The sequence below is a fragment of the Paenibacillus turpanensis genome (assembly GCF_011421635.1).
Lineage (GTDB): Bacteria > Bacillota > Bacilli > Paenibacillales > YIM-B00363 > Paenibacillus_AK > Paenibacillus_AK turpanensis.
This window is the reverse complement of sequence record NZ_WTLI01000010.1, coordinates 90,716-105,397: the sequence shown is the minus strand read 5'-3', so window position 1 is coordinate 105,397 and position 14,682 is coordinate 90,716. Positions and strand designations below refer to the sequence as shown.

Annotated in this window: 12 protein-coding genes; 9 read left to right on the top strand and 3 right to left on the bottom strand. The window is 47.7% G+C overall.

Going from position 1 to position 14,682, the window contains the following annotated elements; translation table 11 throughout:
* Nucleotides 1–32: 32 nt before the first annotated feature.
* On the top strand, nucleotides 33–518 hold the full coding sequence (locus GQS10_RS11070; protein WP_166242033.1) for a GAF domain-containing protein: 486 nt from the start codon (nucleotides 33–35) through the stop codon (nucleotides 516–518).
* Nucleotides 519–586: 68 nt separating this feature from the next.
* Here the strand turns inward: GQS10_RS11070 and GQS10_RS11065 are convergent, their stop codons facing one another.
* Nucleotides 587–943: a group I truncated hemoglobin gene (locus tag GQS10_RS11065; RefSeq protein ID WP_166242032.1), complete on the bottom strand. Its 357-nt coding sequence runs from the start codon at nucleotides 941–943 to the stop codon at nucleotides 587–589.
* A gap of 131 nt (nucleotides 944–1,074) precedes the next feature.
* Between GQS10_RS11065 and GQS10_RS11060 the strand changes: the two genes are divergently transcribed.
* Complete coding sequence (locus GQS10_RS11060) at nucleotides 1,075–1,509, top strand: thiol-disulfide oxidoreductase DCC family protein (RefSeq protein WP_166242030.1); 435 nt, start codon at nucleotides 1,075–1,077, stop codon at nucleotides 1,507–1,509.
* 34 nt (nucleotides 1,510–1,543) lie between these two features.
* Here the strand turns inward: GQS10_RS11060 and GQS10_RS11055 are convergent, their stop codons facing one another.
* Nucleotides 1,544–2,608, bottom strand: coding sequence for a M15 family metallopeptidase (locus GQS10_RS11055; RefSeq protein WP_166242028.1), 1,065 nt, complete (start codon nucleotides 2,606–2,608; stop codon nucleotides 1,544–1,546).
* 211 nt (nucleotides 2,609–2,819) lie between these two features.
* On the opposite strand from GQS10_RS11055, the gene GQS10_RS11050 reads away from it, so the two are divergent.
* The 3 genes from GQS10_RS11050 (at nucleotide 2,820) to GQS10_RS11040 (ending at nucleotide 5,208) form a co-directional block, all read left to right on the top strand.
* A complete protein-coding gene (locus GQS10_RS11050; RefSeq protein ID WP_166242025.1) occupies nucleotides 2,820–3,692 on the top strand; it encodes an ABC transporter substrate-binding protein in 873 nt (290 codons plus the stop codon).
* Nucleotides 3,693–3,812: 120 nt separating this feature from the next.
* Entirely contained in the window at nucleotides 3,813–4,502 is a 690-nt protein-coding gene (locus tag GQS10_RS11045; protein ID WP_341805048.1) for an amino acid ABC transporter permease, read from the top strand.
* Nucleotides 4,486–5,208, top strand: coding sequence for an amino acid ABC transporter ATP-binding protein (locus GQS10_RS11040; protein ID WP_166242192.1), 723 nt, complete (start codon nucleotides 4,486–4,488; stop codon nucleotides 5,206–5,208). Before GQS10_RS11045 ends, GQS10_RS11040 begins: the two co-directional genes overlap by 17 nt.
* Nucleotides 5,209–5,325: 117 nt before the next feature.
* Here the strand turns inward: GQS10_RS11040 and GQS10_RS11035 are convergent, their stop codons facing one another.
* On the bottom strand, nucleotides 5,326–7,011 hold the full coding sequence (locus GQS10_RS11035) for a glycoside hydrolase family 13 protein (protein WP_166242023.1): 1,686 nt from the start codon (nucleotides 7,009–7,011) through the stop codon (nucleotides 5,326–5,328).
* Nucleotides 7,012–7,344: 333 nt separating this feature from the next.
* On the opposite strand from GQS10_RS11035, the gene GQS10_RS11030 reads away from it, so the two are divergent.
* Genes GQS10_RS11030 through GQS10_RS11015 form a run of 4 tightly spaced genes read left to right on the top strand, consistent with a single transcriptional unit; the run spans nucleotide 7,345 to nucleotide 14,649 of the window.
* Nucleotides 7,345–10,110, top strand: a complete 2,766-nt coding sequence (locus GQS10_RS11030) for a response regulator (RefSeq protein WP_166242020.1) — start codon at nucleotides 7,345–7,347, stop codon at nucleotides 10,108–10,110.
* 19 nt (nucleotides 10,111–10,129) lie between these two features.
* On the top strand, nucleotides 10,130–11,002 hold the full coding sequence (locus GQS10_RS11025; RefSeq protein ID WP_166242018.1) for a CheR family methyltransferase: 873 nt from the start codon (nucleotides 10,130–10,132) through the stop codon (nucleotides 11,000–11,002).
* On the top strand, nucleotides 10,987–12,945 hold the full coding sequence (locus tag GQS10_RS11020) for a PAS domain S-box protein (RefSeq protein ID WP_166242016.1): 1,959 nt from the start codon (nucleotides 10,987–10,989) through the stop codon (nucleotides 12,943–12,945). The genes GQS10_RS11025 and GQS10_RS11020 overlap by 16 nt, the downstream gene beginning before the upstream one ends.
* A 57-nt stretch (nucleotides 12,946–13,002) precedes the next feature.
* Entirely contained in the window at nucleotides 13,003–14,649 is a 1,647-nt protein-coding gene (locus tag GQS10_RS11015) for an ATP-binding protein (protein ID WP_166242013.1), read from the top strand.
* Nucleotides 14,650–14,682 lie beyond the last annotated feature (33 nt).

Here is a 14,682-nt window from a genome sequence, read left to right as displayed (position 1 = left end):
ATCAGTTCCTGCAGCGAAGGGAGGTAAAGGACATGAATGTAAGTTTAGACGAAATGTTGAAGTCCGGGAGGTTTAACGCGACGGCTTCCCGTGTGCTCGAAATTATGGAGGACTATATCCCGGTACATACTTGGTTCGTTGCTCTAAATAATCGAAAGCACAATGTAATTATTAAAGTGAACCGTAAGGATGGTATCGTGCAAGAAGGAGCGTCATCCCCCTTCGAGGAAACCTACTGCAAGCTGGTAACTGCCAACGGCAGGTTTCCAACCGTTATTCCCGATACGGAAAAAGACCCGTTAACCTCGGCCCTATTGATAACGAGCTCGCTCGGCAGCTGTTCTTTTGTCGGGCTTCCTTTGGTGTATGGAGAGACGGGGGAGTCGGTAGGGACGATTTGCGCTCTGGATAAAGAGGCACACCACTATACGAAGGCTGAAATTGAATTTTTGAATACGATGGCGGATGTGCTCTCTCGGGCAATCACGTTGGAGGTTACAAGTAAGGGAAGAGCATAAAACGCCGCACTCCAAAAGCCTAGGTAGAAAGGCTGGAGTCGGCGTTTTTGCGTGTAGTCCTAAGATTACTATTTATACAGGATATCGTCCTTTAGCGAAGCAACCTTTGCGATGACGGTATCGATGGAGTCCTGCGGTACATTGAAGTGAGCCAAGGCAGCGGCCAGGTGGTTGGCAATTGCCTGAAAATGCTGAGGCTGAATATTCATCCCCTCATGCGCTTTCGCCATGGAAAGGCCGGTGTACTGGTTTGGTCCGCCTAGAGCAAAACTGATGAATTTCGTCTGGTGCTTGCGCTGCTTTTCCATATCCGTGTGTGAAAAGAAATGGTTAACTGTGTCGTCAGCGAGAACCAGCTCGTAAAAATAATCGACAACCTTTCCAATCGTGCCTTCTCCGCCTAACTGCTCGTAAAGTGTAGTCATTCTCATTTTCTCCTCTCAATTTGTATCTAGCCAAATTTTAATCCTGCTACGCGGCATAGCGTGTGACCTGCGTCACAGGTGTACAACCAAATATAATTTGTGCGTGTTATAATTTGGATGAGGTGGATACCATGAAGCAAAATTCGATAGTATTATTCGACGGAGTTTGTAATTTATGTAATGGAGCGGTTCAATTTATATTGAAGCGAGATCGCAACGAACGGTTCCGCTTTGCTGCCCAGCAGTCGGAAGCGGGACAAAAGCTGATGAAGGCGCATGGGGTTGACCAGGAGGCTTCGGAGGGACATGGAGATACGGCAGGCAGCTTTGTTTTGATTGAGGGAGGGCGTGCGTACCTTCGATCTGCAGCAGCCCTGCGGATTGCCAAAGGGCTTGGCTTCCCATGGTCGCTGTGCTATGCCGGGATTGTGATTCCGAGACCGGTTCGGGATGCGATGTATCGATATGTGGCGAAAAATCGCTATCGCTGGTTCGGGAAGCAGGAGTCCTGCATGATGCCAACGCCCCAGCTGAAAAGCCGGTTTGTTGGCGACCATGAGGTTTAGTTACTCACTCCGAGAACACAAAGAGGCTTAGAAATTAAGGCTTTGAAACGGGAACGGAGTCGTTGAAATATTCTTCTAGGGTTATGTTCTTTTCTTTGATTGCTGCGGCGATCGTCTTGCCGACATAACGAATATGCCATGGCTCATAGGCATAACCAGTGATGCTTTCTTTGCCTTTCGGGTAGCGGATGATAAATCCGAATTCATGGGCATGCTCGCTCAGCCATTTTCCTTCCGGGGTCGTGCCAAAGACTTCTTCAAGCGCAAACTTGGCGCTTCGGCTGGAAACATCCATGGCGAGACCCGTCTGATGCTCGCTTTCGCCCGGGACAGCGCTGTAACGGGACGCTTCTTGTTTGCCTTGAGCAGCGACATTTGCTTGATAGATCACCTTCTGGGTTTGGTAGGAACGATAGCCCGAAACGGCATATAGTTCAATTTTATCTTCTTTCGCCTTTTCGAACAGCGCTTCTAAGGCGTCTGCTGCTTCTTGGCGAAGAAGTTTTTTTTCGCTTTTTCCGCTAAAGGAGAACGGGACGTCCGGCTGTACTAGGTTGCTTGGCACGTAGTTATCGGGAAGAGAGCGCTGCTTGTTCACAACAACGGTGACAGCTGTTGCATTGGTGACGACGGCTTTCCCGTTATCGTTTGCGGATACAGTTTGGTCCAGAGGTTCTATGATTGTAATATGAACGGTTGCGCTGACGCTGCCGCTAGCAGATATCTCTATGTCGGCTGTTTGGCCTGTGACGGCTTTGGCTGAGGCAGTTAAGGTGCCGTCACTGCTTATGGCAGCAACGTTCGGATCACTGCTCTTGTATTGCAGCTTGCCCGCCAAAGAGGAGAAATCAACCACTTCGCCTTTCGCGTTCAGTGCTGTAATCTTTAGCGGGTAGTCTTGGCTGGGGGCCAAGGTGAGCTCTTTCTCTTCAAGCTTAAGAGAAGTAAGGCTTGCGGCGGAATTACTTCCTTTGCCAGTAGTGCTTTGTGTGGTTTCACTTGCAGTTGTTTGTACACTGGGTTCACCGGGGACGGAGCAGCCTGCAACCGCTGCGGCAAGCAGGGCGGCGATCCAGACGGATTTCGTTTGATTTTTCATGAAATGGAAACACTCCTGTGTTACTTGGATTGTGTAGATGCATACATTTTTATTATATCATGTTAGAGGAGTGGTGAAAGGATGGGCATATGTTAAGTAATATTACATATATTACCTCTTTTCATGTAAATTCCTGTTGCGGTTATTTTACCGCTGTTATATAATTTCTGATTATATCTTTGTAAATTTAGCTTGTTAGGGGGAACTTATTTTGAAAAGAAAACAGATTATTCTTTCGGTGCTTCTGATGTTCTGTGTGGCGCTAATCGCTTCCGCCTGCGGTGCGAAAGAGGTGCAGAAGCCTGCTGACAATAACGCAGCTCAACCATCCGCTCAGGAGCCTGCGAAGCAGGAGCCGGCAGCCAAGCCGACGAAGCTGGACGAGATTAAGAAGGCCGGCAAGATCGTGTTAGGAACGAGCGCGGACTACCCGCCTTACGAGTTCCATAAGACGGTGAACGGCAAGGATGAAATCGTTGGTTTTGACATTGAACTGGCGAAAGAGTTTGCTAAGGATTTGGGCGTTAAGCTGGAAATTAAAGATATGAAGTTTGACGGTCTTCTTCCAGCGCTGCAAGCAGGCAACATTGATGTTATTATCGCCGGTATGACTCCGGACGAAGAGCGCAAGAAAGCGGTAGACTTCTCGAAGATTTATTATACGGCCGTACAGACTGTTGTCGTTCGTGCGGAAGATAACGATAAGCTGAAGACGACCGACGACCTGAAGGGCAAAAAGGTAGGCGCTCAGAAGGGGTCCGTGCAAGAGGATATCGTAGCGGAGCAAATTAGCGGTTCGACGGCTAAGATCCTGCCGAAGATTCCTGACCTGTTCATGGAGCTGAAGTCCAAGAAGGTAGATGCGCTGGTGGTAGAAGAGCCGGTTGCAGCTGCGTATGTGTCGAAGCATAAGGACTTGGCAATCTCCAGCATCCCGCTTAAGCAGGATGAGGGCGGTTCCGCGATTGCGTTCGCGAAAAACAACCCTGAGCTTGTAGAAGCTGCGAACAAAACAATCGATCGCCTGCTTAAAGATAAGCTGATCGAAAAGTTCGTTGCCGAAGCAAACGATATGGTTGAATAAGTAAACAACGTGTGAACAAAGAAATAGCGGCCTGCCGCCGCTATTTTTTCTTTGTTTCTTGGGATAATCGAATGATCCCGAACTATAATGAGAAGGTAACGATAGGAGGTGCAGATTCTCGTGTTTGATTTTTCATGGTTTCCGAAATATTATTCCTTTTTTATCGACGGCGCGAAGATGACCGTTATCGTGGCAGCCCTCTCGGTATTTTTCGGGGTTATTCTAGGTCTAGTTCTTGCATTAATGCGATTGTCGAACATCAAGCCGCTGCGCTGGTTTGCGGTGTCGTATATTGAATTCATTCGCGGTACGCCGATCCTTGCCCAAATCTTTTTGTTCTACTACGGGCTGCCGCAGCTGGGAATTAACTTTCCTGAGATTTCATTTATTCCGTTTTTTCCGGATTTGATGGCGGGGGTGCTGGCGCTTTCCTTCAACAGCGCCGCCTATGTAGCGGAAACGTTCCGTGCGGGCATTCAAGCGATTGATAAGGGGCAGATGGAGGCCGCACGCTCGCTTGGCATGAACCAGCGGACGGCAATGCAGCATATCATTTTGCCGCAGGCGATTCGAAATATTTTGCCGGCACTAGGCAATGAATTTATCGTTGTTATCAAAGAAACATCGATCGTTTCAATCATCGGGATTCATGAGCTCATGTACAATGCGGAAACGGTTCGCGGCAACACCTTCCAGGGCTTTACGCCTATTCTGGTCGCTGCGGTGTTCTACTTCTTAATCACGTTCCCGCTCTCGAAGCTGCTGGGCATAGCGGAAAGGAGGATGACGGCATCTGATCGCGGTAAATAATTTACACAAACATTTTGGCAAGCTGGAAGTGCTGAAGGGGATCGACCTGACGATTGAGCAGGGCGAGGTTGTCGTTCTCATCGGACCGAGCGGCTCCGGAAAGAGTACACTGCTGCGCTGCTTAAACCTGCTGGAGACGCCTACAGAGGGAGAAATCCAGTTTCTCGGCACATCGATTACGGACAAAAAGACAGACGTGAACGTTCTGCGCCAGGATATGGGCATGGTTTTCCAGCAATTTAACCTGTTTCCACACCTTAAAGTCATCGATAATATCACCCTTGCACCGATTAAAGTGCGCGGGCTCTCCCGGGAGAAGGCCATTGAAACGGCTCGGGCATTGCTCAAGCGAGTAGGGCTGGCGGAAAAAGAAAACGCCTACCCGGGCATGCTGTCCGGCGGGCAAAAACAGCGGATCGCGATTGCGAGAGCGCTGGCCATGCAGCCGAAGGTGATGCTGTTCGACGAGCCGACATCTGCGCTTGACCCGGAAATGGTCGGTGAGGTGCTGGAGGTTATGAAGCAGCTTGCGGCGGAAGGCATGACCATGGTTGTCGTGACCCATGAGATGGGGTTTGCCCGCGAGGTCGGAAGCCGCCTCATCTTTATGGACGATGGAAAAATCGTGGAGTCGGGAGATCCCCGCACGATTTTTGCCAACCCGCAGCATCCGCGTACGAAGGACTTTTTGGCGAAGGTGCTTTAAGGATTACGCTTGTTCATAAGTTATGGTTATTAAAGACCGGTAAAGCGAAGATCATCGCTTCGCCGGTCTTTTTATGTACGAAAAAAGGGCGCATGTCAGCGCCCCGTTCTTACTATATTATATCGCTTTGTATACTCGCGCTTCGAATGGGCGAAGCGTGAGTGTCGCCGATTCCGGCTGACCCGCTGTTTCGCTATAGTTGCTGAGAAGCAAAGTGGTGGCTTCCGCCTTAAACGGTTCGGGCAGGCGGAAGGTGGCCGCAAGCTTTGAAAAGCTGCACACGATGAGAAGCTTTTCATCTCCTAAGGTCCGGGTATAAGCGTACACAGACTTATGCTCTTCGCCGACCAAATCGTAAGTTCCGTATACCGCTGCCTCATGAGCAGCGCGCAAGCGGATCAGTGACTTGTAATAGTTGTAGATGGAATTCGGGTCTTCCAGCTGCGCTTCCACATTAATTTTTGTGTAGTTCGGGTTAATAGCAAGCCATGGCTTGCCAGAAGTAAAGCCGGCGTTTGCCGATGTATTCCACTGCATCGGGGTGCGCGCGTTGTCGCGGCCTCTCTGATAAATCCCTTCCATAATGACATCGACCGGTTTCCCGTCAAGCATTCCTTCGCGGTAAACGCCTTTTGCTTCTACATCATTGTAATCGTCGATGCTTGGAAAACGCACATTGGTCATGCCGATTTCCTGGCCCTGATAAATATAAGGCGTCCCCTGCATGAGGAAATACAAGGTTGCCAGCATTTTAGCGGATTCCAGCCAAAATTCTTTGTCGTCGGCAAAGCGGGAGACGGAGCGCGGAACGTCATGGTTTTCCAAGTAAAGAGCGTTCCAACCGCGTCCTTCGAGACCTTTTTGCCACTCGGTTAATATCTTTTTCAGCTCATCCAGATCAAATTTGCCGCGAACATCGTATTTACCGTCCGGCCCTGCATCGATATTCATATGGTTGAACTGGAAAATCATATTGAATACGCCGCGTCCCTCGCCGACATAATCCTCGGCTTGATCCATCGTCACCCCGTTCGCTTCGCCAACAGTCATAATATCGTAGCGGGCAAACGTCTCTTTTTTCAGCTCCTGTAAAAACTCGTGAATGCCCGGACGATTCATATGGCCTTCCCAAGAAGGGACATATCGCTTGCCTTCCGGATTCGGAAGATCAGGCATCCCGGGGATTTTCTTAATATGGGTAATCGCATCGACACGAAACCCGTCAATGCCTTTATCGAGCCACCAGCGGATCATATCGTAGACAGCGGTGCGGACCTTGGCATTTTCCCAGTTGAGATCCGGCTGGCGAACCGAGAACAGGTGCATGTAATATTCACCGGTCGACTGATCGAGCTGCCAAGCAGAGCCCCCGAAAATGGACTCCCAGTTGTTTGGCTCCTTGCCGTTCTTCCCAGGCCGCCAGATGTACCAGTCACGCTTCGGGTTATCCTTGGAGGAGCGGGATTCGATAAACCACGGATGCTCGTCCGAGGTATGATTTACGACAAGGTCCATAATGATCTTGATGCCGCGGGCATGCGCCTGCTCCAAAAGCTCGTCAAAATCGTCCATCGTGCCGAATTCTTTCATAATGTCTTGATAGTTGCTGATGTCATAGCCGTTGTCGTCGTTCGGTGATTCGTAGATCGGACAAATCCATATCACATCCACACCGAGATCCTTCAAATAATCAAGCTTGGACAAAATCCCGCGGATATCGCCGACGCCGTCGCCGTTCGAATCCACGAAGCTCCGAGGGTAAATTTGATAAACAACGGATTCTTTCCACCACTTTTTATTCATCAATCATGGCCTCCCGATCGTTAGTAGCCTGATCATACCAAAGGCTGCGCTAGGAACAAACGAACTGCATTGACCATTTATTATGAAAAATGTGACATTGTGTAATGCAGCCCGCTTCTATATAACGTATTATTAACCAGTGTTACCATCCTGATGCTGTAAAGTGAATAATCGGTTTTGGGGTGGGTCCCGGGAGCGGTTTTTTTATGAAGTTTTCGTAACAAAAGGTGAAAAAGTTTATATTGATCGACAAATTCCACCAAACTTTTCGTGAGTGATCCTTTATACTTTGACATGCTGCGCAACTTACTTGAACTCGAAAGGATCTTTGATATGAAATTTCGTACAAGATTAATTGTCGGTTTCAGCTCTATCTTGGCAGGAATTGTCTTTTTCTCGATCATAGTGTTCAGTATGCTGTCTGTTATGAATGCGAATATGAATAAAGTGGTTAACGAAGATTACTCCAATGTCAATCAAATTTATATTATCCGCTATGAGCTGAATAATTTAGCTAGAGATTTAAACTTCTTTCTCTTAAATCCAGAAAGCGATGAGCGGCAACGGATTATAGACAGCGTCGGGCAAAGACATGACAAAATTTTGGCTGCTTGGGATCAGATTTTGAAATCTACTCCATCCCTTTCTCAAGAGCCGATTATGACGCAATTTCAAGCTTTGTATGGAAATTATGTTGAATCAACAAATCAAGTATTGAAGAAGGTGGAGGAGGGTGCAAAGGAGGAAGCGATAAATTTTGCTTTATCGACGAATGAGCAAAATCGCAAAAATCTTTCAGTAGCGATTGAGGAGTACAAGCTTAAGCAGGAAGAAGCAATGGCCGATTCGGTTTCCGTCTCCCTCAGCTCTTACGAAAATGCGGTAAATACATTGATTTTACTTGTCGTTTCGACGCTGATTGTGAGCAGCGGCATTGCGATTTGGGTTTACCACAGCGTAACCAAAAATTTGCGGCGCGTAACGAGTGTTATTAACAATATCAATTATGCCGGGATCGAAAATATTCCAAGAATCGAAGTGTATACTCGAGATGAAGTCGGAGATATTGCCGTCGCCTTTAACCGAATGGCGGACAAGCTGGAGGATCATGTTGAACAGGAGCTGAGCTACCAGCGCACGCTGGAGGAGCAGAGCTGGAAGAAGGCGGCGATTGCAGAAGTAACCTTGTTGTATCAAGGGGTTCAGGATTTACATATGTTGGCCAACGCGTTTCTGTCTGAAATCGTGCCGAAAATTGGAGCCAGCCACGGTGTGTTTTATATCATGATGGACCATGACGGTGAACGGCCGTATCTAAAGAAGTCAGCTTCTTACGCTGAACAAGTGGAGCATTCACTGCCTGAAGAGCTGCAGCTGGGTGAAGGATTGATTGGTCAATGTGCCATGGACAATAAATCGATCGCTTTAACCAGCGTACCGAGCAATTATATACGAATCGGCTCGGGTCTCGGGTCAGCGGCGCCTGCGTCGATTATGATCCTTCCGGTCTCCTCGGAAAACACCGTATTGGCCGTGTTTGAGGTGGCTTCGTTCACCCCGTTTACAGGCTCGGAGCTGGCGCTGCTTGAGGAGCTGGCGGACACGATGAGCGTTCCGATTAACCGGATTCGCAATCATATGAAGGTGCAGCAGCTGCTCCGGGAGTCGCAGGTTTATTCGGAAGAGCTTCAAGCCCAGTCTGAGGAGCTGCAGCAGCAGCAGGAGGAGCTTCGTGCACTCAATGAGCGGCTTGAAGAGCAGGTGAAGCAATCCGAACGGAAAAGCAAGGAGCTGGAAAGATCCAAGAAGGAAATTGAAGAAAAAAACAAAGAAATTATGCTGGCTTCCAAATACAAGTCGGAGTTTCTCGCTAACGTGTCGCACGAGCTGCGTACGCCTCTCAACAGTATGCTGATTCTTTCTCAAATGCTGGCGGAGAACAAGAACGGGAATCTGCAGCCGAAGCAGCTGGAGTTTATTCGTACGATTCATTCCTCGGGTACAGATCTCTTAAACTTGATTAATGAAATATTAGATTTGTCCAAAATTGAATCCGGAAAAGCGGAGCTGTCAAGTGACATTACTACGGTTGGCGAATGTCTTACCGCAGCAATGAAACAGTTTGAACCGGTCGCTCTGCAACGAAAAATTCAATTTGTGCTTGAAAGTGACCCGGGCCTGCTAGAGCAAAAGATGGTCATTGACCAGCAAAAGCTGGATTCCATCATTAAAAACCTGCTCTCGAACGCGGTTAAGTTTACGGAAAAGGGCAATGTGAAACTGTCTGCACGCAAGGCTGAGCCTAGCGAAATTGAAGGCCATCCGGTGCTCACCATCCTGGACGACGTACTGGCGATCTCCGTTACGGATACGGGGATCGGCATTCCGAAGGAGAAATTTGATATTATTTTCGAGGCATTCCAACAGGCTGACGGTACGACGAGCCGAAAGTTCGGAGGTACCGGCTTGGGACTTTCCATCTCCAAGGAATTTGCAGCATTATTGGGCGGATTTATTCGCGTGGAAAGCCAGGTTGATGTTGGAAGTACATTTACGCTATACATCCCGATGGATTCTAGAGAGTGGATGGTGCGATTAGCCGAGGCTGAAGCGGCAGCTGCATCGGCGGCTGAGAAGGCGGAACGCTTAGAATTCGAAGATAACGGTAGCTCTGAGATTGAAACCCAGAGTTCGCCGAAGGTGGACCAAGAGCAGTTTGATCTGCTAAACGGTAAAAAAGTACTGCTGGTTGACGATGATATGCGCAACATTTATGCGCTAACTACATTTTTGGAAACGTATGGGATCCAAGTCCATTTTGCCGAAAATGGCGAGGAAGGTATCGAGCTCCTGTTGGAGCAGCCGGATACGGATTTGGTGCTGATGGATATTATGATGCCGCGTATGGACGGTTATGAGGCAATAGGGAAAATTCGTTCTATGCCAGAATTTGAGAAGCTCCCGATTATAGCTCTTACGGCCAAAGCGATGAAAAATGATAAAGAGGAGTGCATTAGAGCAGGCGCTAGCGATTATATCAGCAAACCGGTGCAAATCGACCAGCTATTATCGCTGCTGCAGGTATGGCTCCATCGATAGGAGGTTGCGAGTTAAGGAAATGACAAACCAAGACCAACGAAGCTCCTACGAAGCCTTAATTAAAATAGAAATTGATCTGCTCCTCGAAGGAGTTTACCGGCATTACGGATACGATTTTCGCAATTATTCGTTCGGTTCAATTAAGAGGCGAACGCTGCATAGAGTCCAAGCAGAGCGTCTCCCGACGGTCTCAGCCTTACAGGAGCTCGTCCTGCACAATCCGGATGCGATGCATCGGTTGATCAATGACTTTTCGGTTACGGTAACGGAAATGTTTCGTGATGATGATTTTTTCCGCGCCTTCCGTGAGAAAGTGGTTCCCAATTTACGCAATTTACCGCAAATCCGGATTTGGCATGCTGGCTGTTCGACAGGGGAAGAAGTGTATTCCATGGCGATCCTGCTTCACGAGGAGGGTCTTTATGATAAAACGAGGCTGTACGCAACGGATATTAATGCGGAAGCTTTGAATAAAGCTGAATCGGGGTTGTTTCCTCTACAAAAGATGCAGCTTTACACGAAAAACTATCTGCAGTCCGGAGGTAAGCGGGCGTTCTCGGAATATTATTCGGTTCGGAATGAAGTTGTTCGATTTCAGCCTTACTTATCCGATAATATGGTATTCTTTCAGCATAATTTAGCGACGGACCATTCCTTTAACGAATTTCATGTTGTCATCTGCAGAAACGTCCTCATTTATTTTAACGATGTCCTGCAGCAGCGCGTTCTTAAGCTGTTCGATGAAAGCCTTCACCGCTCCGGATTTTTGGGGCTCGGCAGTAAAGAAGGAATGACGTACAAGCTCAAGAGAAACCGTTTTACAGAATACGATGCAAAATGCAATATTTTCCGTAAAACAGATGAGAGGTTTGAATTATGGAACGTTCAGTAAAGATTATGTGTGTGGATGACTACCCGGAAAATTTGTTGGCGCTGGAAGCCGTATTGTCTTCACCGAAATATGAGCTGATCGGACTGCGCTCTGGCGAGGATGCTCTCAGGTATGTGTTGAAAGAGGATATTGATGATATTGCCGTTATTTTAATGGATGTCCAAATGCCTGGTCTTAACGGGTTTGAAACCGCGAGATTAATTAAGAAAAGAGAAAAGTCCAAAGATATCCCGATCATCTTTGTTACGGCGATCAGCAAATCGACGGAGCATGTGATGGAAGGGTATCAGGCGGGCTCGATTGACTATATATTTAAACCGTTTAATCCGGATTTACTGCGAATGAAGGTGGAAGCCTTTGTTAAGCTCCACACCTATCATCAGAAAATCAAGGAGCAGGGAGAGCTGCTGGCCCGCAGGGCTAAGGAGCTTGAAGACAGCAATCGCAAGCTTGAGCGGATGGAAGCCTTGTCGCGTATGATTGGTGAAACCTCAGCGGATACGATTGTCACGTTTAATGAAGAGGGTAAAATTTTATCGGTAAATCCTTCGGTTCAGGCAATGTTCGGTTTTACTCAAGAGGAGCTGGTCGGGCAGCCGGTGTGGAAGCTCCTTCCTTCCTTTAACGGGTTTGGGAAAATGGAAACGCCGGAAGGGCAGATTCAAGAGTCGTTTGCCAAGCGGAAGGACGAATCGACCTTTCCGGTGGAGCTTCAGGGCGGTGCGGCGACTTATGGCAATAAACGATTTTTTGTTTGCTCGATTCGCAATATCAGTGAAAAGAAGCAGAAAGAGCTGGAAAGCCGGCAACAGTACGAGATGCTTGAAAAGATGGTTCGTGATCGCACTCGGGAGCTAACCGAAATCAACGGGAAGCTTCGCAAGTCGCAGCAGCGCTTTAAGACTTTGTTTATGTCAAGTCCGTGTTTAATGGCGATTCGCCGGTTAAAGGATATGACATATGTTGATGTGAATGCAAGCTGGATGGCGGTTACGGGCTACAGTTACAAGGAAGCGGTCGGCTGTCGAGACGATCTCTTGCAAATTTCTATGGATGAGAATGAGCTTGTCGATCTGCACCGGGTGCAGCGAAATTTAAAAATACATTATGTCACGAAATCCGGCGATGCGCTTGAAGGGCTGCTTTCTACCGAGATTATTGATATTAACGAAGAAAAGTGTGTCTTGGAAGTTATCAACGATATTACGGAAAAAACACTCTATGAAAAAGAGATGGCGCGCCTGGCACGGCTTAATCTGGTTGGAGAAATGGCTGCCGGCATCGCTCATGAAATCCGCAATCCGATGACGACGATCCGTGGCTTCCTGCAGCTGCTTCGCAAAAACGAAAACAGCACATCCGTCCCTTATATCGATATCATGCTGGAAGAGCTGAATCGTGCGAATGGCATTATAACCGAATATTTAACACTGGCTAAAAATAAAACGACTGATTTAAAAACGATGGATTTAAATCAGATCATCGAAACGTTATTTCCGCTTATTCAAGCGGAAGCCGTGCTTGGAAATAAACGTCTTCATGTCGATTACGGAAGATGCCCGAAGCTTGCTCTCGACGAAAAGGAAATTCGGCAGCTCATTTTGAATATGGCAATTAACGGATTGGAAGCCATGCCTTCCGGCGGAATATTAGATATCCGGACGTATACGTTGGATGGAGATGTCATGCTGGAAATCGAGGATGAAGGCTGCGGAATTAAAGCTGGCGATTTGGAGAAGCTCGGAACGCCTTTCTTCACAACCAAGGATGAAGGCACGGGCCTTGGGCTCGCCGTTTGTTATAGTATCGCAGCAAGGCATAACGCGGTTATCGATGTGAATAGTACTCCGAACGGAACGACATTCATGATTCGCTTCAAGACCCAAAAAACGGAGAGCATAGAAGTCTCGTCCCATGATGCGGTTCAAGAACTGCTGCTTTAGCAGTTTCGACTTCGAACAACTGCGCGGCACGGGTTATTAGTGGAGGTCGAAACAATCATGGCGCCGGCTAAGGAAATATTATTTCAAACCGTCTTTGTGCTGATGCCGATTTTGTTGTATCAGATCTTTTATGTAGATCGGCAAACGGACGCGGACTCTCGAACAGGAAAATGGTTTTTATTTGGAAGCTTACTTGTTTCTATGTTTGTTGTGATGACAACGCCGGTTCAATTTAATCCTAACTTTTTGTATGATCTGCGACTAGTTCCCATAGTGCTTTGCTTCTTTTATTGCGGGTACCGGTGGGGAATTGTGCTCACAGGGGCTTTGCTCATTTACCGGTATTATTTGGGCGGAATCGGTTTCTACGGAGCAGTTATTAATTACACTTTATACGCAATGTATATTTATTATCCTTTGAAGGCGTTTCAGAGAGAGAGGCGGCTGTACATACCGGTCTTATCCGGCTTTCCTCTCGCAGTTGGCTCTTTATTCATTCCCAAATTGATCGCTGGATCGCTATTCGTCTTTCCGATCTATAGCTTCGCGCTGTTATATGTCGTGTTGTGTGTGCTTGTTACTTTTATCGGAGTACATGTCCTGGAAAGAGGAATCCAGAATGTAAGGCTGCGCTTTGAAATTAACCATTCACAAGCGAGGCTGAAGCGAAGTCTCGAGCAATACCGGATGATCACCGATAATAGCCATGATCTGATTGCGAAACGGGATATAAACGGGTATTACACCTATGTTTCACCGGCTTCGAACCGTCTGTTAGGTTATGCTCCTGAGGAAATGCTGGGCAGCCTAACGATGGAATATATTCATCCGGAGGATCGGACCGCCGTAAATGAAAGCTATAGTAAGCAGCTCTACTCCGGCAAGGACGCCTCCCTTTACAGCTGCCGGCTGCGGAGGAAAGACGGCGAATATATTTGGTTTGAATGTATCGTGCGAATTCTTCGGGATGAGGCTGGAAGGCCTGTTGAAGTATTATCGGTTTCAAGGGATACGACGGAACGGAAGCAGGCGGAGGAAATGATGCTCCATTCTGAAAAGCTTGCGATTGCAGGTCAGCTCGCGGCGGGCATCGCCCACGAAATTAGAAACCCGTTGACGTCGGTAAAAGGCTTTTTGCAGCTGCTTAAAGAGGGGAATAAAGGTAATTTTTATCCGGTGATGGAATCGGAGCTTGATCGGATTGAGCTGATCGTTTCGGAGCTTCTTGTTTTATCAAAGCCACAGGCCGATGCCTATCGTAAAAGAGAACTCACCTCGCTCATATCGAACGTCGTTGCTTTTATGGAGTCGCAGGCCAACCTCAATAACGTTCAGATTCATCAAGAGTTTGACGGAGAATGCTGGTTAGTTTGCGATGAAAACCGGTTAAAGCAGGTGTTTATTAACCTGATCAAAAATGCAATTGAAGCGATGCCGGACGGGGGGCCGATTACGATTCGGGTAACACATACGGCTGAAACGGCAGAAATTTCCGTGATGGACAAAGGGCGAGGGATTCCTGCGGAGCTGCTCCGATATATTGGCAAGCCTTTTTACACAACAAAATACGAGGGCACAGGCCTTGGACTGATGGTTGCTTATAAAATTATTCAAAATCATAGGGGCAGCATCGGAGTGCGAAGCGAAAAGCAGCGGGGCACGGTATTCACAATCCGCTTGCCGCTGAATGCCGAAACCAAATGAAAACAAGCACAAAGGATGAATTCGGGGTCCTTT